Below are 18,732 nucleotides of genomic sequence, written 5' to 3' on the forward strand. Positions count from 1 at the left end.
GAGAAACGGATCGATTTCCATGACGAACGTGACCGAACCGGCCGCGCTGGGCGGCCCATCGCGACCCACCGGGCGCCACGGGCGTCGACGCGTCTCCCTCATCGTGGCGGCCGTCGTCGCCGTCATCGCCGTCGTACTCACCGGCGGCGCGCTCGCCTATGCCAAGCAGTTCGAGGGACGCGCCCTGCCGGGCACCGAGGTCCTCGGCAAGGACGTCTCCGGGCAGAGCCCCGAGGAGATCGCCGCACTCGTCGCCGAGCGCGGCGAATCCGTCACGGTGACGGTCACCGCCGGCGACCAGGAGCACGAGGTCTCCCTCGCTGACCTCGGCGTGAACGTCGATGCGGCCGCCACGGCGGCCGCCGCCGTCGAGCGCGACGACTCCTTCACCGGCGTGATCTCCTCGACCTGGTCGGGCGAGCACACGGTCGACCCGGTCGTCTCCGTCGACGAGGGAGCGGTCCAGGACTTCGCCAAGGGCCTCGTGCCCGAGGACAAGACCGAACCGGTCGACGCGCAGGTGACCTTCGACGAGGAGAAGCAGGCGTGGACCGCGGTCCCGGGGACCGACGGCCAGGGCATCGACCCGCAGCCCCTCGTGGACGCCGTCACGCAGAAGGCGTCCGCGCTGGAGGACTTCAGCGTGGAGCAGCCGATCAAGGACATCCCGCCGGCGATCACCACCGAGGAGGCCGAGGAGGTCGTCGGCACCATCAGCGGCATCCTCGAGCAGCCGATGACGATCGCCGGAGCCGACGGGAAGACCCACGAGGTCTCCGCCGAGCGCCGCAGCGACTGGCTGTCGGTCGCTCCGGACGAGGCGGGCCAGTCGCTCGAGATCTCGGTCGACGAGGAGAGCGTGCGCGAGTGGGTCTCTGCGCGCGCCGACAAGGACTCCGTCGAGAAGAAGGACGGCATCGAGCAGGTCGACGAGAACGGTGAGGTCGTCAAGGTCGTCGCCGAGAAGCAGGACGGCCTGGATATCACCAACGCCGACGCCGTGGCCGACGAGCTGATCGCCGCGCTGAACGGCACCACGCCCCTCGAGGCGGCCTTCGAGACGAAGAAGGTCGAGGCGGAGGTCGAGGAGGTCGACGCTCCGAAGTCCGAGGAGGAGAAGGCCGAGGAGGAGAAGGCCAAGGACGAGGAGTCCGAGGACGCCGACGAGGCCGAGGAGGCCACTCCGACCGGCGAGAAGTGGATCGATGTGAATCTGTCCAACAAGACCGTGACCGCGTACGTCGGCGACACGCCCGTGTGGGGCCCCCGTTCGATGGTCGACGGCAAGGAGGGCAATGAGACGGTCACCGGCACCTACGAGATCTACCTGCGCTACGAGAAGCAGGACATGACCAACGCGAGCCGGTACCCCGAGGGGCACGAGAAGTACTACTACAACCCGGACGTCCCCTGGGTGCAGTACTTCCACGCCGGCTATGGCTTCCACGGAGCCCCGTGGCGCTCATCCTTCGGATACTCCGGGTCGCACGGATGCATCAACCTGCCCGTCTCCGACGCCAAGTGGCTCTACGACTGGGCTTCCGAGGGCACGCGGGTGGAAGTGCACCACTGACGCCCACCCCATGACACGAGAAGGCCGCCCCCGGAGATCTCCGGGGGCGGCCTTCGTCGACGTGCTGTGCGCCGACCGAGCCCCGACGGGGCCGGAGCCTGATCAGCCGCGCGCTTCCGGCGGGATGACCATCATCGGTCGCCACCGCTCCCCCTCGGGCCGCAGCACAGCCCGCAGGGCTCCCTCGGTATCGAGAGCGGCGACCACCTCGTGCTCGGCCTCGTCGTGCTCGGCCTCGTCGTGCGCGGCCTCGCCGGCGGAACTCACAGAGCCGCCGGCGCCGCGCCCATCGGCCCCGCTCCCGAGCGCTGCGACGCCCGGCCGGGCCGGCTCGTCGGACCGGGGGATGCGGCGGCCGTCGGCGAGATCGCGCGCGGCCTGCTCGTCGACGGTGAGGACGGGCAGGACGCGGGAGGCGGCATCTCCGAGCCCGAGCAGCGGGAGGTCGACATCGTCCCCCTCACCACGCGCCGGGACGTGGACCGCCTCGGAGACCGGGAAGGGACCGACATCGGTGCGGCGCAGCGCGGTCAGGTGTCCCCCGACCCCGAGTGCGGCTCCGAGGTCGCGGGCGAGCGCCCGGACGTACGTTCCCGAGGAGCAGGTGACCACGGCGTCCAGATCGAGGAAGCCGTCGACCTCTCGGAGGGCCGTGAGCTCGAACCGGGAGATCCGCACGGGTCGCGCCGCGAGCTCGACGTCCTCTCCGGCGCGGGCGCGGGCGTAGGCGCGCTTGCCGTCGACCTTGATCGCGCTGACGGTCGAGGGCACCTGCTGGATGTCCCCTCGCAGGTGGGCGAGCTGCTCCTCGATCGCCGCATCGGAGAGTCCGGTGGCGTCACGGGGCTCGCCGAGACCCTCCCCCTCCCGGTCGTCCGTGGTGGTGGACAGTCCGAGCCGGATCGTGGCGAGGTAGGTCTTGTCCAGGCCCACCAGGTGGGTCAGCAGACGGGTCCCCTGCCCGATGCCGAGGATCAGCAGTCCGGTGGCCATCGGGTCGAGAGTGCCGGCGTGACCGACCTTCTTGGTACCCAGCAGCCATCGCACCCGGGCGACGACGTCGTGGCTCGTGCGGTCGGGGGCCTTGTCGACCAGCAGGACGCCGTGCGGAGCGCTCACGCGTCCTCGCGGCCGCGCTCGCCGGTGGCGCCGCCGGCGGGCTCAGCACCGTCGGCCCTGTCGTCCTCGTCGGTCGCGAAGGCGCCGTCGACCCCGGGGGCCGCGTCACCGTCCTCGTCGCCGTCCTCGTCCTCGCGCGCCACGCGGTAGGGGTCCGCGTCTCCGGCGTAGTCGGCGCCCTCCTTGGAGCGGGCGAGCTCGGCGTCGCGGCCGCGGGCCTCGCTCAGCAGATCCTCGATGACACGGGCGTTCTCCGGGACGGCATCGGCGATGAACTCGAGCGTCGGGGTCAGGCGGACGCCGGTCTGCCGGCCGACCTCACGGCGCAGCATGCCGGTGGCGCTGGTCAGCGCCGCGGCGGTGCCCTCTCGCTCCTCGTCGGTGCCGAAGACGGTGTAGAAGACGGTGGCGTGCTGGAGGTCGCCGCTGACACGCACGTCGGTGATCGTCACGAACCCGAGCCGGGGGTCCTTGACGCGGGTGTCGAGCATGGTCGCGACGATGACCTTGATGCGGTCGGCGAGCTTGAGAGCGCGGGGGTTGTCGTTCATGGTCGGATCTTCTCCTGATCGGCGCCGAGAGCTGCGAGGTGCTCGGCGCGGGGATGGTCGGTGGGGATCGCGAGCAGGACGTCGCGGTCGATGGAGCGGTCGACGCGGTGCCGGAAGGCGCCGTCACGGCTGATCACCCGCAGCCCCGCACCGGCCAGCACGTCGCTGGCGTCCTCGTGGGCGAGGGTATGGCGGTTGATCGCCAGGGCGAGGCCACCGCCGTCGCGCAGCAGGGAGCGCCAGGGGCCAGCGGCGCTGCGCAGCACCTCGAGCGGTGAACGCTGCCAGGCACCGGCGGCCTTCGCGCCGTGCTGGACGCCGTAGGGCAGGTCGGCCACCAGCGCGTCGACGCTGCGGTCGGGCAGCAGCTCGCCGAGCAGGGTCGTGTCGCAGCCCAGCACGCTCACACGCTGGCTGCGGCCCTCGCGCTGGGCCTGTTTGCCGGCGGCCAGCTCCGCGTCCAGGCGCGTCCCCAGATGCTGACCGCGCAGGGTCAGCTTCGAGGCGGTCAGGGTGTGCTTGTAGCGGTGGCTGCGCAGCCAGGTGGTCAGGAATGAGCGGTAGGCGTCGACGTCCTTGCGGTCGATCTCCGCTCCGAGCGGGCTCAGGCCCAGGCGCAGCGCCCGGTTGAGCGTGGTGCCGCGACCGCAGAGCGGGTCGAGCAGGCTGAGGGTGCCGTCGAAGAGCCCGGCGCGGCGTGTGCTCAGCGCGGCGGCCAGATTGATCAGGAGCGCGGTGAACTGCTCGTTGGTCTTTCCCGGATACTTGAGAATGGTCTCCAGGTCCCCCGGGTGGGTCACCGTGGCGGGCAGCTCCCGAGGGCGCAGCAGCGGCGCCGGCGGAGCGCCTTCCGGCGCCTGCGCGTCGCGGTCCTCGTCGTCGTCCCCTCCCTCGTCCTCGACCACGTCGAAGGCGCCGAGCGTGACGGACAGCGCCGAGATCAGCTGCTGCGTGCGCAGCGGATCGGTGCCGGAGCCCGAAGGGAGGCGGATCTCGAGGGCGTCCATCCCGCCCAGGCGACGCTCCCGCACGGTCGGCACGGTCCCGAGGTGGGCGCCGAGCACCCAGCGGGCCTCGGCGACGGCGAGCAGCCCGGCGGCCTCCGTGTACACGCGGTTGGCCGACGGGGCGCGGAGGACGAGAGTCACCTCCTGCATGCGGCTCTCCTCCCCGACGGGAGCGGCCGGGCGCCGCGGGGGCGCCCGGCCGCTGTCGGCTCAGTCGCGGGGCTTCTCCTGCATCTCGTACGTCGTGATGACGTCACCGATCTGCAGGTCGTTGAAGGATCCCAGGTTGATGCCGCATTCGAAGCCCTCGCGGACCTCGGTGACATCGTCCTTGTAGCGCCGCAGGCCCGCGATCTCGAGGCTCTCGGTGACCACGACACCGTTTCGGGTGATGCGCGCCTTGCCGCCGCGCCGGATGAGACCGCCGCGCACGATGGAACCGGCGATGTTGCCGAACTTGGAGGAGCGGAAGATCTCGCGGATCTCCGCCGTGCCCAGCTCGACCTCCTCGTACTCCGGCTTGAGCATGCCCTTGAGGGCCTGCTCGATCTCGTCGATGGCGTTGTAGATCACGTTGTAGTACTTGATCTCCACGCCCTCGCGGTCGGCGTACTCGGCGTTCGGGCCCTCGGCCCGGACGTTGAAGCCGATGATGATGGCGTTCGAGGCCACGGCGAGGTTGACGTTGTTCATCGTGATCGCGCCGACGCCACGGTCGATGATGCGCAGGTCCACGCCCTCGCCGACATCGATGCCGAGCAGCGCCTCCTCCAGGGCCTCGACCGAACCGGCCGCGTCGCCCTTGATGACGAGGTTGAGCGTCTCGACCTTGCCCTCGGTCATCGCCTTGTTGATGTCCTCGAGGCTGACGCGCTTGCGGGCCTTGGACAGGGCGGCGGCCCGCTTGGCGGACTCCCGCTTCTCGGCGATCTGGCGGGCGGTGCGCTCGTCCTGGGCGACCAGGAAGTTGTCCCCGGCGCCGGGCACGTCGGTCAGACCGAGCACCTGCACGGGACGGGACGGACCGGCCTCGCGGATGGCCTCCCCGTTCTCGTCGAGCATCGCGCGGACTCGGCCGTGACCGATGCCGCAGACGATCGCGTCGCCGACGCGCAGGGTGCCCTGCTGGACGAGCACGGTGGCGACCGGGCCGCGACCGCGGTCGAGGTTCGCCTCGATGGCCACGCCGCGGGCCGGCTTGTCGGCGACCGCCGTGAGCTCGAGAGCGGCGTCCGCGGTCAGCAGGACCGCCTCCAGCAGCGCATCGATGTTCTGGTTCTCGCGGGCGGAGACGTCGACGAACATAGTGTCGCCGCCGTACTCCTCGGCGATCAGGTTGTACTCCGTCAGCTGCTGCCGGATCTTCTCCGGGTTCGCACCGGGCTTGTCGATCTTGTTGACCGCGACCACGATCGGCACGTTCGCCGCCTGGGCGTGATTGAGCGCCTCGATGGTCTGCGGCATCACGCCGTCATCGGCGGCGACCACGAGGATCGCGATGTCGGTGACGTCGGCACCACGGGCACGCATGGCGGTGAACGCCTCGTGGCCCGGGGTGTCGATGAACGTCAGGGCGCGCTGGTCTCCCTCGTGCTCGATCTGCACCTGGTAGGCGCCGATGTGCTGGGTGATACCGCCGGCCTCGCCGGCGCCCACCTTCGACTGGCGCACGGTGTCCAGAAGCCGGGTCTTGCCGTGGTCGACGTGACCCATGACCGTGACGACCGGCGGACGGGGCTCGCGGTCCTCCTCGTCCTCCTCGGCGAGCTCGGCATCGAGATCGATGTCGAACTGCTCGAGCAGCTCGCGCTCCTCATCCTCCGGGGAGACGATCTCGATCTTGTAGCCCAGCTCCTCGCCGAGCAGATCGAAGGTCTCCTCGTCCAGCGACTGCGTGGCCGTGGCCATCTCACCCATCGCGAACAGCACGGTGATCAGCGAGGCGGGATTGACGTCGATGCGATCGGCGAAATCGGTCAGCGAGGCGCCGCGGCGCAGACGGATCGTCTGGCCGTTGCCGCGCGGGATCGAGACGCCGCCCGGCGCAGGCGCCTGCATCTGTTCGAATTCCTGACGCTTCGCGCGCTTCGACTTGCGCGAACGGGCGGGCTTGCCGCCACGGCCGAAGGCACCCTGGGTGCTGCCGCGACCGCCGCGGCCACGAGGACCGCCGCCACCGCCGCCGCCGGGACCGCCGCCGCTGGGGCCGCCGGGGCGACCGCCGGGACCGGGACGTCCGCCGCGACCGCGGGAACCGGCGTCACCGCCGGGCTTGGCGTCGGCGAGACCACCGTGGGAATGCTGACGCATGATGCCGGGGGTGGGCATCCCGGGACGGGGCGCGCCGCCGCCGGGACGGGGGGCGCCTTCGCGAGGCGTACGCGCGCCGGAATCGGCCTGATCGCCGCCGCGGCCCTGTCCCTGGGGGCGGGGTCCGCCCGGTCGCGGCATGCCCTGCGCGCTGGCGAAGGGGTTGTTGCCCGGACGCGGGGTGCCCTCACGCGGGGGACGGCCGCCGCCCTGGCCCGGCTTGCGGGAACCCGGTCGCGGCATGCCCTGCGCGCTGGCGAAGGGGTTGTTGCCCGGACGCGCGCCGCCGGGACGGGCCGCGGGGCGCTCGCCGCCGGGCTTCGGGGCGGGCGCGGGCCGCTCGCCACCGGGCTTGGGTGCCTTGCTCTGCGGGGTCGGTGCCTCGTCGCGGGCGGCCGCGGGCGTCGCGCCGGCGTCGTCCTGGGGGGCGGGCTCCGGGGCAGGTGCCGCGGGCTTCTCGGCCGCGGGGGCCGGCTGCTGCGAGCTCACCGGCTCTGCCGGGGCATTCTTCGCCGCAGCGGCGGGCTTCGCACCGGGCTTCGGCGCACCGCCGGGCTTGGGCGTGCTGCCGGGCTTGGGGGAGCCGCCGGAGGCGCGGCCGCCGGCGGGGGCGCCGGAGCCGCTCTTGGCGGAGTCGCCGTCGCCGTTCTTGGCGGGCAGCTCCTGGCGCAGGCGGCGGGCCACGGGGGCCTCGACGGTCGAGGAGGCGGAACGAACGAATTCGCCCATGTCCTGCAGCTTCTGCAGAACGATCTTGCTCGGGTGTCCGAGCTCCTTGGCGAGCTCGTGGACGCGGACCTTAGCCACATTTCTCCTGTCTCGGTCCGGCCGACAAGAGGGCGCGGACCATTAATTCCTGAGGGTGCTCATGAGCGAGTACTCATCGGATGTCCATGGGTTCTTCTACCTGTTCCACGTTCGGGGGGTATCGAAGTTCTCGAGATCCCGGGGTATCAGCCCGGTGTCGACCGCGCCGCGGAAGGACCGGGCGAAGCCGCCTCGCCGCAGGGCGAGGTCGAGGCATGCTGCGTCGGGGTGGAGCCACGACCCGCGACCGGGTGCCGACCCGGTGGGGTCGACGCGGACGCGTGGAGCGGCACCGTCGGGAGCAGGCTCCCGGACCAGGCGCACCAGTTGCTCGCGCGGGGCCACCTGGCGGCAGCCGACGCACGTGCGCTCGGGGCGATGAGGTGCGGAGTGGGCGACCACGCCTTCACCTCCGTTCCGAGCGAGTCCGCCTGGGGGCCGGCGACCGGTGGGAGGCTCAGCACCCGCTCATCGATCGCTCACCACTGGGCGAACAGCCTGACCAGTCTAGCGGACACGCCCGGGATCAGCCGTACCCGCGAGGCGTGGCACACACCTCACCCGGCGTCGGGCGTGGTCTCAGCCTTCCGCCGTGGCGATCCGGGGCTCCTGCTCCTCGTCGGTGTGGATATCGATCTTCCATCCGGTGAGCTTCGCCGCGAGACGCGCGTTCTGCCCGTCCTTGCCGATGGCGAGCGAGAACTGGCCGGCCGGGACGACGGCTCGCACGGCCCGGCCCACCTCGTCGATGACGGTCACGCTGGAGACCTTCGAGGGTGAGAGGGCGTTGGCGACGAAGGTCGCGGGGTCCTCGTCGAAGTCGACGATGTCGATCTTCTCCCCGCCCAGCTCGCTCATCACCGCGCGGACCCGGGCGCCCATGGGGCCGATGCAGGCGCCCTTGGCGTTGATCCCGGGAGCCTTCGCATGGACCGCCATCTTGGTGCGGTGGCCGGCCTCGCGGGCGAGGCCGGTGATCTCCACCGTGCCGTCGGCGACCTCGGGGACCTCGAGCGAGAACAGCCGGCGCACGAGGTTGGGATGCGAGCGCGACAGCGTGATCTGCGGCCCCTTGGGGCCCCGTCGCGCCTCGGTGACGTAGGCCCGCAGGCGGCGCCCGTGCGAGTAGTCCTCGCCCGGGACGCGCTCGTGCGGAGGCAGCACGGCCTCGACCTCGCCGAGGTCGACCAGCACCATGCGGGGGTCGCGCCCCTGCTGGATGATGCCGGAGACGATGTCGTCGGCCCGGTCGGCGTACTCGCCGAGCACGGCTTCGTCCTCCAGGTCGCGGATGCGCTGGAAGATGACCTGGCGGGCGGTGGAGGCGGCCACGCGCCCGAAGTTCTCGGGGGTGTCGTCCCACTCCTCGACGATGTTGCCCTCGCTGTCGAGCTCGCGGGCGATGACGGCGACCTCGCCGGTGCTCTCGTCGATGATCACCTCTGACTCGCGCACCGGGTGATCGGTGTGGAGGTAGGCGGCGTGCAGCGCCGAGCGGATCGCTTCGAGCAGGACGGGCAGGCGGATGTCGCGCTCGCGCTCGAGCGCGCGCAGGGCACCCATGTCGATGTCCATCTCAGCTCTCCTTCGGGGAGGTCGGGTCCGCGTCAGCGAGCAGCTGCGCGAGGTCGGCGGGTGGATCGAACTCGACTTCCACACGCGCGGAGGCGACGTCCTGGACCGGGATGTCCAGTCGTTCCGTGGTTCCGGGGGCGCGCCGCTTCGGGCGGCCGCGGTCGTCGCGGCCCGGTTCCTGCCGCAGCCGCAGGGTGTTCTCGGCGGTGACCGCGAGCAGGCGCGCGCGCAGCTGCGTCCCGTCGGACGTGGTCAGGCTCAGCAGCCGGCCGCGCGAACGACGGAAGTGCCGCGGGGCGGTGAGCTCCCGGTCCACACCGGGCGTCGTGACCTCCAGGACGGCGGGATCAGGACCGAGCAGGGAGTCATCGGCGTCGATCAGCTCCGAGAGCTCGCTCGAGGCCTGGGCGACGGTGTCGAGGTCGGCGCTGCCCAGCTGATCCTCGGGCAGGTCCACGACGAGGCGGACCTCCGCCGTGCCGCTGCCGCCCGTGATCACGATGTCCTCGAGCACGAGATCGTGGGCTGCCAGGACCCGACCGGCGGTCTCCCGCAGGATGGTGTGGTCCGGGGGACCATCGAGGGCGCTCATCGCTCGCTCACCTCCTCCTGCCTATGGGTACCTGTGCCTGCCGCACGATGTACCGCGCGGCAGGGATGGACCCAGGATAGTGTCCGCACGCCGCCGGTGCCTCCAGGGAGGGCTCCGATGCGAGAATCCTCCTGTGATCCTTCCCCGCGACCCGCGTCCGGCACCGAGCGCCCTCACCCGGCGCGGGGTGCTGATGGCGGGCGGCGCGGCCGCCCTCGTGCTGGCGGTGCCGGCCGGACTGGCAGGCTGCGGGCCGATACGGATCGGCGGGCCCGCGACCTACACGCCCCCGCCGCCGGGGATCGACGATCTCTACCGCACCGACCTGATCGCCGTGCTGGACCGGGCGATCGCGGGGACCGACGCCCTGGTCGGCGGCGCAGCGCCCTCCGACCCTGCGCTCTCGGACGCCCTGGGAGAGCTGACCGCCGCCCTGCCGGCCCAGCGCACCGGACTGCTCACGGGAGCCCAGTACGAGCGGGAGCAGGAGGCGGCGAGTGATCCCGCCCCGGGGCAGACGTCGGCCCCTCCGCCCGCTGACGCCCCGACCGACGCCGCCGGCCTGGTCGACACCCTGGTGGAGCTGCGGTCCCTGGCGACCAGCGCCTCCCGGCAGGTCTCCGGGTCCCTCGCCCGGCCGGTCGCCGCGATCGCCGCCCACACCGAGTGGAACGTGCGACGACTCCACCTGGCCGCCGATGCGGGCGAGGTCCCGGCACTGCCTGCGGCCGAGGAGATCGTGCCCGGCCGTGAGGTCCCGGAGACCGATCCGCCGTCGATCGGCGCGGAGACGGACTACCACTCGAGCATCGAGCGCGCCCAGCAGGAGGAGTGGTACGCGGGCTACGTCCACGAGGTGCTCGCCGCCCGCAGCGAGGGTGAGGATCGCCAGTGGCACCTGACGCTGGCAGAGCGCCATCGGACGCGTGCCGGGGACCTCGGGGCCATCGCCGAGGAGGACGGCTGTCCCGTGGTGGGGCGCCAGGCGGTCTACGCCCTGCCCGGCGGGACCCTGGACGACCGCACGGCCGGTCAGCTGCCCGCGCTGCTGGCGCGCGGACTGCTCGTGGACCACGTCTCCCTGGTCGGGGCCGCCCCGTTCGCCCGCCGCCCCCTGTCCATCCTCGCCGCGATGGAGGAGGCCGACGTCCTGGTCGGCAGGACCGAGAGCCTCGAGCCCCTGCCCGGGGTGCGCGTCGAGGAGGCGCCCGTCAGCGACGGCGGCTGAGGCCCGGCGGGGCTCAGCCCTCCCGGACGATCCCGACCACCGTCTCGACGACGCTGTGCGGAGCGATCTCCTCGACGGCCCCGCTCGCGCGGTCGCGGACCTCGACGACGCCGCTGGCCAGGCCCTTGCCGACCACCACGGAGGTGGGCAGGCCCAGCATCTCGGCATCCTTGAACTTCACGCCCGGGGACACCTTGGGACGGTCGTCGTAGAGCACCTCGAGTCCGCGGGCCTCGAGCTCGCTCGCGATCCGCTCGGCCTCCTCGGCGATCGCCGGGTCCTTGCCGGTGGCCATGACGTGCACGTCGGCCGGCGCCACCGTCCGCGGCCACACCAGGCCCTTCTCATCGTGGCACAGCTCGGCGATGGCGGCCACGGCGCGGGTGACGCCGATGCCGTAGGAGCCCATGGTGACCACGGCCGTCTTGCCGTTCTCGTCGAGCACCCGGAGATCCAGCGCCTCGGCGTACTTGCGGCCGAGCTGGAAGATGTGCCCCATCTCCATGCCGCGCGTCAGGCGCATCGGGCCGGACCCGTCGGGAGCCGGATCGCCGTCGCGGATCTCGGCGGCCTCGATGGTGCCGTCGGCGTGGAAGTCCCGGCCGAAGACGAGGTCGTAGACGTGCTTGCCCTGCTCGCCGGCGCCCGCGACCCAGGAGGTGCCCGGCACCACGCGGGGATCGACGAGGTAGCGGATCTTCGAGGCGGATCCGAGCCCCAGCCCCTCGGGACCGATGTAGCCCTTGGCCAGCACCGGGTGCGCGGCGAAGTCCTCGTCCGTGAAGGGGACGGCGATGGCGGGGGCCACCGCGGCCTCGAGCCGCTTCTCGTCGACCTCCCGGTCTCCCGGCAGCGCGATCACCAGCGGCTCGGTGGAGCCGTCGGGGAAGGTGAGGCGGTAGACGAGGTGCTTGAGCATCTCGTAGCGCGTCCACTCCCCCGACTGTGTGGTCGGCCCCTTCCCGGGGAATGCCTGGTTCGAGAAGTCGGTGAGCGCGGCGATGGTGTTCGCCCCCGGGGTGTCCTCGACATGCATGGCGGGCAGGGCGGCGATCTCGGCCTCGTCCAGAGCGGGCGGCGCCGGGGTGGTGACGGCCTCGACGTTCGCGGCGTAGCCGCCGTCGGAGACCACGAAGGTGTCCTCGCCGACGGGAGTGGGATGGAGGAACTCCTCGGAGCGGGAGCCGCCCATCGCGCCGGCGTCGGCCTGGCAGATCACGGTGGGCAGGCCGAGGCGCTCGAAGGTGCGCTGGTAGGCGCCGCGCTGCTTCTCGTAAGAGGCATCCAGACCGGCGTCGTCGATATCGAAGGAGTAGGCGTCCTTCATGATGAATTCGCGGGTGCGCAGCAGGCCGGCGCGGGGACGCGCCTCGTCGCGGTACTTGGTCTGGATCTGGAACAGCATGGCCGGGAGATCCTTGTACGAGTTGTACAGGTCCTTCACGGTGAGCGTGAACGCCTCCTCGTGCGTGGGGGCGAGGAGGTAGTCGGCCTGCTTGCGATCCTGGAGACGGAACAGCGTGGGTCCGTACTCCTCCCAGCGACCGGTGGACTCGTAGGGCTCGCGCGGCTGCAGTGCGGAGAAGATCAGCTCCTGCCCGCCGATCGCCTCCTGCTCCTCGCGCACGATCGCCTCGACCTTGCGCAGCACCTTCAGCCCGAGCGGCAGCCACGTGTACACGCCCGGGGCGCTGCGACGGATGTAGCCGGCGCGCACGAGGAGCTTGTGGCTGGCGACCTCGGCGTCGGCCGGATCCTCCCGCAGGGTGCGGACGAACGACGACGACAGACGGATCATGGAGCAGGCCTTTCGACACGGGCGGGTCGGCGCCGCCGTCACCGGCCGCGCACGCGGGCCCCATGGTACTGGGCAGGGCGCGGCGCCCCGCCCCGCGCGGCCTGGTCGTAACCCCGCGCAGTACCCTGAGGGCCGGCGCTCGCAGAGGGAGGTGAGCCATGGAGACGTCATCGACCGGCCCCTCGGGAACGGGACCGCGAGAGCCCGGCTCGCCGTTCGCCCTGCCTCCTGCCCCGTCCCGTCGCCGCCTGCTGCGGGGCGTCGGCGCCCTGGCCGCCGCCGGCACCCTCGGCGCGGGCGGTTATCAGGCCTACCGTGTCCTCCGACCCCCAGCCGACCCGCGCACCGTCATCCCTCTGTACTCCGGGACGGTCGCCTACGACGCGACCGGGCAGCGGGTGCTCGTGGGCGCAGCGGGCGTCGAGGCCGCGCTGCGCCCCGGGACGCGTCTGACCGCGGACGTGCCGGGAGGGTCCGCGGCGGCGGAGCGCTCCGAGCAGTTCTGGAGCGTCACCGCGCCCTGGCGCTCGCGCGTGGAGGCCGACGGGTCGATCCCCGCGGAGATCGCCGATCTGGCCGGTTCCGCCCTGGCTGACCTGTGGGTGCTCTGCGACGACCTGCCGGCCCCGGTGGCCGCCTGGACCCCGTACTGGCGGTACGTGTGGCCGCGCGATACGGCTTTCTGCGCCGTCGCCCTGGCCAGGGTCGGCCATGTCGACCACGCCGTGCGGATCCTCGAGCACCTGCAGTCGATCCAGCCCGCCGAGGCCTGGTTCGAGGCTCGCTACGTCCCCGGCACGGACCGGGCACCGGATGACCGCGAGCGCCAGTTCGACGGCACCGGGCTCGGGCTCTGGGCCGCGGCCGAGGTCGCCGACGCCGGCGGCGAGGCCCGCCGGGGCGAGATCGCCCAGCGGCTCTCCCGGCTCATCAGCACCTCGCAGCGAATCCTGCTGACCGCCACCCGAGACGGCGAGGGGATGCCTCCCGCCTCCCCCGACTACTGGGAGGTGCCCGAGCGCCGCGTGACGATCGGGATCATGGCCAGCACTCTCGCCGGTCTCCGGGCCGCCGGCACGCTCACCGGCGAGGACCGTGCACTGCGTGCCGCAGACGCCTTCTCGAGCCTGCTGGCCAGCACGTTCGGTGCCGGTGGCTTCCAGCGCTACCGGCGCGGCGGCGGGCCGGACTCGGGTCGGGCGTTCCTCGACGCGACCGGGTGCCACGGGCTCGTCGCGCCGCGGCAGCTGCGCTCGCTGCGGGCGGACCTGGCCCGACCCGCCGGAGGCATCGCCCCCGGTGCCTCATGGCGCGAGGACGGGATCAGCTGGACACCGTCGACGAGCCTGCTCGGTCTCGCTCTGGCCCGCGCCGGCGAGCGCGATGGCGCCCGCGAGATCCTCCACTGGGTCGCCGCCCACCGCACCCTCGACGGCTCCGTGCCGGAGAAGGTCCTCTTCGACGGCCGTCCCGCCGCTGTGGCCCCGCTCGCCTGGACCGCGGCCAACGTCCTGCTGACCATCGACGCGCTCGCCCGTGCCTGATCCGCCCGATCGGGCCGTGCCCGGTGAGTGCCGCTGACCGCCTGCACAGCGTGCCATCGGGGACCGCCGAACGGCCCGTGCCCGGCGTTGCTTGACACACACGACGCGGTCCGTAGCATGGGCGTGTAATCGATTACCAACGAGGGTAAGAGCGAGGACACTCGCCCCGGTCGGAGGCAATGACGCTGGTGGACCACGATTCGACAACTGCGCACGGAGCGCGGGACGACACTGTCGGCAGCCGACCGCCGCTCCTGGAGGTCCGAGGGGCGGTGAAGACGTTTCCCGGTGTCCGGGCCCTGTCCGAGATGCATCTCGAGCTGCACCCCGGCGAGGTGCTCGCTCTCGTCGGCGAGAACGGAGCCGGCAAGTCCACGCTGATGAAGCTGCTGGCCGGCGTCCACGCGCCGGATGCCGGTGAGTTCCGGTATCTCGGCCGCCCGCTGGCCGTGCGAGGCCCGCGCGATGCCGCGGAGCAGGGACTGGCGATCATCCACCAGGAGCTGAACCTGATGCCGGCCCTCACCGTCGCCCAGAACCTCTTCATCGGACGTGAACCGGTACTCGGCAGGTTCCTCACCCGCCCGTCGCGATTGCACGCACGAGCTCGGGACCTGCTCGATCGCCTCGGGATGGCCCTGGATCCCTCCGCCCCCGTCGCCTCGCTCTCCGTGGCCGAGCAGCAGATGGTCGAGATCGCCAAGGCGCTCTCCTACGACGCCCGGGTGCTGATCATGGACGAACCGACGGCCGCCCTCACCGAGCGGGAGGCCGACGCGCTGCACGAGCTGGTCCGGCGGTTCATCACGCCGGAGACCGGCGTCATCTACATCTCCCACCGGATGGAGGAGCTGGGGCGCATCGCCGATCGCGTCCAGGTCATCAGGGACGGCGAGTTCGTCGACACCTTCCCCATGGCCGAGGCCTCCGTCCAGGACGTCATCACCAAGATGGTCGGACGCACCCTTCCCGCCGAGACCGGCCCACAGGACGTGCGGCACGATCGCCCCGTCATCCTCCGGGCCGACGGACTCCGGAGCCTGCCCCTGGTGAGGGACGTCTCCTTCGACCTGCGCGAGGGCGAGATCCTCGGTGTCGCGGGCCTCATGGGTGCCGGCCGCACGGAGATGGCCCGGGCGCTGATCGGATCGCTCCCCCGGCAGGCCGGGACGATCACCTATCGGGGCCGGCGGATGGACTTCCGCTCCCCCGCCCAGGCCGCGCGGCACGGAATCGGCTACCTCCCCGAGGACCGCAAACAGCTCGGCCTGCTGCTGGAGCACTCGGTGCAGAAGAACATGGAGCTCTCCGCCCTCGGCGACCGCTTCCACAGCGCCGGCTTCATCCGGGACGGCGCTGCCCGCCACGCCGCGGAGGACCAGCGCCGGAGACTGCGGATCAAGACGCCTGACCTGCAGCGGCAGGTCAAGAACCTCTCCGGCGGCAACCAGCAGAAGGTCGTGCTGGGCCGGTGGTTGATCAAGGACTGCGACGTGCTGATCGTCGACGAGCCCACCCGCGGCATCGACGTCGGCGCCAAGGAGGAGATCTACGAGCTGCTCCAGGACCTGGCCGCTGCCGGCAAGTCGATCGTGGTGATCTCCTCGGAGCTGCCGGAGGTGCTGCGCCTGGCGCACCGCGTCGTGGTCATGGCCGAGGGCCGCGTCACCGGCGTGCTGGAGGCCGATGAGGCCGATTCCGAATCCGTCATGGCCCTGGCCACCACCCCTGAACCGACCGTCACGACGCCGCGCGGCGGCGACGAGCGAGGAGAACGATGAGCACCGCCACCACCGCCGGGACGAGTTCGGAGCCCACCACGGCCGAGCGCGGATCCGCGCTGAAGAACCGGCTCCAACAGCTGCTCGCGGCCGGAACCCTGGCCCTGATCTTCGTGGCCTTCTCCATCGCCAGCCCGGCCATCTTCCCCACCTGGGGGAATCTGGTCACGATCCTGTACTCGACGGTCGTGATCGGGCTGCTCGCCCTCGGCGTCACGTTCGTGATCTCCACCGCCGGCATCGACCTCTCCGTCGGCACGGGCATGGCCCTGTGCGCCGTGATGAGCGGCATGTTCATCGTGAACTGGGGGATCCCCGTGCTTCTCGGGATCGTGCTGGCGATCCTGTTCGGTGGGCTCATCGGACTGGTCAACGGCATCAATGTCGCCGTCCTGGATCTGCCACCGTTCATCGCGACGCTGGCGATGATGATGGTGGCCTCCGGACTCGCCCTCGTGGTCTCCGGCGCCGCTCCGATCTACTTCGAGAGCCCCGCCTACATGGGCTTCTCCACCGGCACGCTACTGCCCTCGATCCCCAACGCCGTGCTGGTGCTGCTGGTGGCGGCAGTGGTGGCCGCCGTGCTCATGTCGCGCACGCTGCTGGGCCGGTACACCATGGCCATCGGCTCCAACCGGGAGGCCGCCGCCCTCGCCGGCGTGCCGATCAAGAAGTGGCTGATCATCGTGTACGTCGTGGGCGGGCTGTTCACCGGACTGGCGGGCGTCATGATCTCGGCCCGGCTGGGCTCGGCGCAGCCGGCCACGGGCATGGGCTATGAGCTCGATGCGATCGCCGCCGTGGTGATCGGCGGGACGTCGCTCTCCGGCGGCCGCGGCACCATCGTCGGCACCGTCATCGGTGCCCTGATCATCTCCGTCCTCACCAACGGACTGCAGATCCTCTCGATCCCGCAGGAATGGCAGGACGTGCTGCTGGGAGCGGTCATCCTCGTGGCCGTGTTCATCGACCGGCTGCGCAGGCGTTCGGAGCGGGCGTCATGAGGCCGACCCGCAGAACCGTCCTCGCCGGTGCGGCCACGGGCCTGCTGCTGCCCGCGGCCGCCTGCACCAGCGGCGGCCGCGACGACATCCGGCACATCGCCCTGGTCTCCAAGGGCTTCCAGCACCAGTTCTGGCAGGCCGTGCGGCGCGGTGCCCGGGCGGAGGCCGAGGAGCAGGGGGTTGAGATGACCTTCGAGGGCCCCCCGTCCGAATCCGATATCGAGGCCCAGATCACGATGCTGCAGAACGCGGTGACGCGGAACCCCGACGCCCTCGGGATCGCGGCGCTGGACTCCCGGGCGGCCGCCCCCGCGCTGGAGGAGGCCCGGGCCAAGGGCATCCCCGTCGTCGCCTTCGACTCCGGGGTGGAGTCCGACATCCCGGTCTCCACGGTCGCCACCGACAACCGGGCCGCGGCGCGGGAGGCCGCCAAGCACATGAGCGAACTGATCGGCGGGCAGGGCCAGGTCGGCATCGTCGCCCACGACCAGGTCTCGCTGTCCGGCACCGACCGGCGCGACGGATTCCTCGAGGGCATGAAGGAGTTCGGGCCGGACGTGGAGATGCTCGAGGTCCAGTACGGGGAGGGCGACCAAGCCCTCTCGGCGAACATCGCCCGCTCACTGGTCACCGCAAACTCGGAGCTGCGCGGACTGTTCGGCACCAATGAAGGCTCCGCGATCGGCATTCTCAAGGGCGTCCAGGAATCCGGTGCCACCGATCTCGCGGTGATCGGTTTCGACTCCGGCCGGGCCCAGGTCGAGGCGATCGAGGCCGGGGAGATGGCGGGCGCCGTCACCCAGGACCCGAAGACCATGGGGGCCCTGACCGTGCGTACCGCGCTGAGCGCCGTGCGTGGTGAGAGCATCGAGCCGATGATCGACACCGGGTTCCTCTGGTACGACGCCGCCAATCTCCAGGAGCCCGAGGTGCAGCAGGCGATCTATCTCTGAGCTCTGACCGCTCGGAGAGCTCGGACAGCGAGTGGGGCGGCTCAGAACAGGATCGTGGTCAGCTCGCCGACCTGCCGGAACCCCGCGGCGGCATAGGCCCGCCGGGCGGGCTCGTTGAAGTCGTTGACGTACAGCGAGACCTCCGCCGCATGGTCGCGGCGCACCTGATCGATCAGATCCGCCATGGCCGCGCGACCCAGGCCACGGCCCCGCTGACCGGGGCGGACCCACACCCCGTGGATCTGGGCGACCGGACCGAACAGGGCGCCGACGTCGGCCTTGAACACCACGCGGGAGTCGTCGAAGACCACATAGGTGCGCCCCTGGCGGATCAGGGCGGCCACGCGGGCCCGGTAGGAGCGCCCGGAATCGCCGTGCAACGGGTCGACCCCGACCTCCTCGCGGAACATCGCCACGGCGGCAGGGAAGACGGCGTCCTCCTCCCCCGGCAGTGCGGGGCGCAGACCCGATGGGGAGGTGGCCGCGGTCGCCTCATCCGCCACCAGCAGCGGCTGGCTCCAGCGGTACTCGCGGACGTCGCTCCCCCAGGCCGCGGACAGCGGCGCCCACAGCTTCTCGACGGCGGCGCGGTCACCCACCACGGAGCTGGCTCGCCGCGACCGGGCGGCCATGTGCCGGCCGAAGTCGTCCAGCGCCAGGTCCGTCGCGGACATCGGGGACAGGTTCACCCCGTGCCACAGCAGGCCGACGGGCGCGTCCTCGTCGCCGGCCAGGGAGAACTCCTGGGAGACCGTCTGCGTCCGGCCGACCTCATGCAGCCTCGCCCCTGCGAGCGCATTGGTCACCGGATCGGTGAGCGCATGCGCGAGAGCGACCTCGATGCCGCTGGGGCGGACCGCTCGGATCCGCCCTCCGCGCCGGAACACGGC

General features: G+C 71.9%; 15 protein-coding genes. 6 read left to right on the forward strand and 9 right to left on the reverse strand.

Going from position 1 to position 18,732, the window contains the following annotated elements:
* Positions 1-19: 19 nt before the first annotated feature.
* Positions 20-1,573 carry a L,D-transpeptidase family protein gene (locus ACFQRD_RS01360; RefSeq protein WP_377803326.1) on the forward strand — a complete coding sequence of 518 codons (1,554 nt, stop codon included), beginning with the start codon at positions 20-22 and terminating at the stop codon, positions 1,571-1,573.
* Between the two features lie 102 nt (positions 1,574-1,675).
* Here ACFQRD_RS01360 and truB read toward each other — a convergent pair whose 3' ends face one another.
* The 7 genes from truB to rimP all read right to left on the reverse strand — a co-directional run bounded on the left by truB (position 1,676) and on the right by rimP (position 9,534).
* Positions 1,676-2,692, reverse strand: a complete 1,017-nt coding sequence (truB, locus tag ACFQRD_RS01365) for a tRNA pseudouridine(55) synthase TruB (RefSeq protein ID WP_377803327.1) — start codon at positions 2,690-2,692, stop codon at positions 1,676-1,678.
* Complete coding sequence (rbfA, locus tag ACFQRD_RS01370) at positions 2,689-3,243, reverse strand: 30S ribosome-binding factor RbfA (protein ID WP_377803328.1); 555 nt, start codon at positions 3,241-3,243, stop codon at positions 2,689-2,691. Before rbfA ends, truB begins: the two co-directional genes overlap by 4 nt.
* Positions 3,240-4,400 carry a TRM11 family SAM-dependent methyltransferase gene (locus tag ACFQRD_RS01375; RefSeq protein WP_377803329.1) on the reverse strand — a complete coding sequence of 387 codons (1,161 nt, stop codon included), beginning with the start codon at positions 4,398-4,400 and terminating at the stop codon, positions 3,240-3,242. Before ACFQRD_RS01375 ends, rbfA begins: the two co-directional genes overlap by 4 nt.
* 60 nt (positions 4,401-4,460) lie before the next feature.
* Positions 4,461-7,367, reverse strand: a complete 2,907-nt coding sequence (gene infB / locus ACFQRD_RS01380) for a translation initiation factor IF-2 (protein ID WP_377803330.1) — start codon at positions 7,365-7,367, stop codon at positions 4,461-4,463.
* Between the two features lie 96 nt (positions 7,368-7,463).
* Positions 7,464-7,769 carry a YlxR family protein gene (locus ACFQRD_RS01385; protein WP_377020379.1) on the reverse strand — a complete coding sequence of 102 codons (306 nt, stop codon included), beginning with the start codon at positions 7,767-7,769 and terminating at the stop codon, positions 7,464-7,466.
* 177 nt (positions 7,770-7,946) lie between these two features.
* Positions 7,947-8,942 (reverse strand): transcription termination factor NusA, encoded by a 996-nt coding sequence (gene nusA / locus ACFQRD_RS01390; RefSeq protein WP_377020378.1) that lies wholly within the window; start codon positions 8,940-8,942, stop codon positions 7,947-7,949.
* 1 nt (position 8,943) lies between these two features.
* A complete protein-coding gene (gene rimP, locus ACFQRD_RS01395; RefSeq protein ID WP_377020377.1) occupies positions 8,944-9,534 on the reverse strand; it encodes a ribosome maturation factor RimP in 591 nt (196 codons plus the stop codon).
* Between the two features lie 133 nt (positions 9,535-9,667).
* Here rimP and ACFQRD_RS01400 point away from each other — a divergent pair, with 133 nt between their 5' ends.
* The gene (locus ACFQRD_RS01400; protein WP_377020376.1) at positions 9,668-10,762 is read left to right on the forward strand and encodes a DUF4439 domain-containing protein; all 1,095 of its coding nucleotides are present in this window, start codon (positions 9,668-9,670) and stop codon (positions 10,760-10,762) included.
* 13 nt (positions 10,763-10,775) lie between these two features.
* Here ACFQRD_RS01400 and ACFQRD_RS01405 read toward each other — a convergent pair whose 3' ends face one another.
* Positions 10,776-12,560, reverse strand: a complete 1,785-nt coding sequence (locus tag ACFQRD_RS01405; RefSeq protein ID WP_377803331.1) for a proline--tRNA ligase — start codon at positions 12,558-12,560, stop codon at positions 10,776-10,778.
* 158 nt (positions 12,561-12,718) lie between these two features.
* Here ACFQRD_RS01405 and ACFQRD_RS01410 point away from each other — a divergent pair, with 158 nt between their 5' ends.
* The 4 genes from ACFQRD_RS01410 (at position 12,719) to ACFQRD_RS01425 (ending at position 17,842) form a co-directional block, all read left to right on the forward strand.
* Positions 12,719-14,104, forward strand: a complete 1,386-nt coding sequence (locus ACFQRD_RS01410; RefSeq protein WP_377803332.1) for a hypothetical protein — start codon at positions 12,719-12,721, stop codon at positions 14,102-14,104.
* A 272-nt stretch (positions 14,105-14,376) separates the two neighbouring features.
* A complete protein-coding gene (locus tag ACFQRD_RS01415) occupies positions 14,377-15,885 on the forward strand; it encodes a sugar ABC transporter ATP-binding protein (RefSeq protein WP_377803333.1) in 1,509 nt (502 codons plus the stop codon).
* Positions 15,882-16,889 (forward strand): ABC transporter permease, encoded by a 1,008-nt coding sequence (locus tag ACFQRD_RS01420; RefSeq protein WP_377803334.1) that lies wholly within the window; start codon positions 15,882-15,884, stop codon positions 16,887-16,889. Before ACFQRD_RS01415 ends, ACFQRD_RS01420 begins: the two co-directional genes overlap by 4 nt.
* Positions 16,886-17,842 (forward strand): ABC transporter substrate-binding protein, encoded by a 957-nt coding sequence (locus ACFQRD_RS01425; protein ID WP_377803335.1) that lies wholly within the window; start codon positions 16,886-16,888, stop codon positions 17,840-17,842. Before ACFQRD_RS01420 ends, ACFQRD_RS01425 begins: the two co-directional genes overlap by 4 nt.
* Before the next feature lie 41 nt (positions 17,843-17,883).
* Here the strand turns inward: ACFQRD_RS01425 and ACFQRD_RS01430 are convergent, their stop codons facing one another.
* A complete protein-coding gene (locus ACFQRD_RS01430; protein ID WP_377803336.1) occupies positions 17,884-18,729 on the reverse strand; it encodes a GNAT family N-acetyltransferase in 846 nt (281 codons plus the stop codon).
* Positions 18,730-18,732 lie beyond the last annotated feature (3 nt).

It is taken from the genome of Brachybacterium sp. GCM10030268, assembly GCF_042666305.1.
In the GTDB taxonomy this organism is placed as follows: Bacteria; Actinomycetota; Actinomycetes; order Actinomycetales; family Dermabacteraceae; genus Brachybacterium.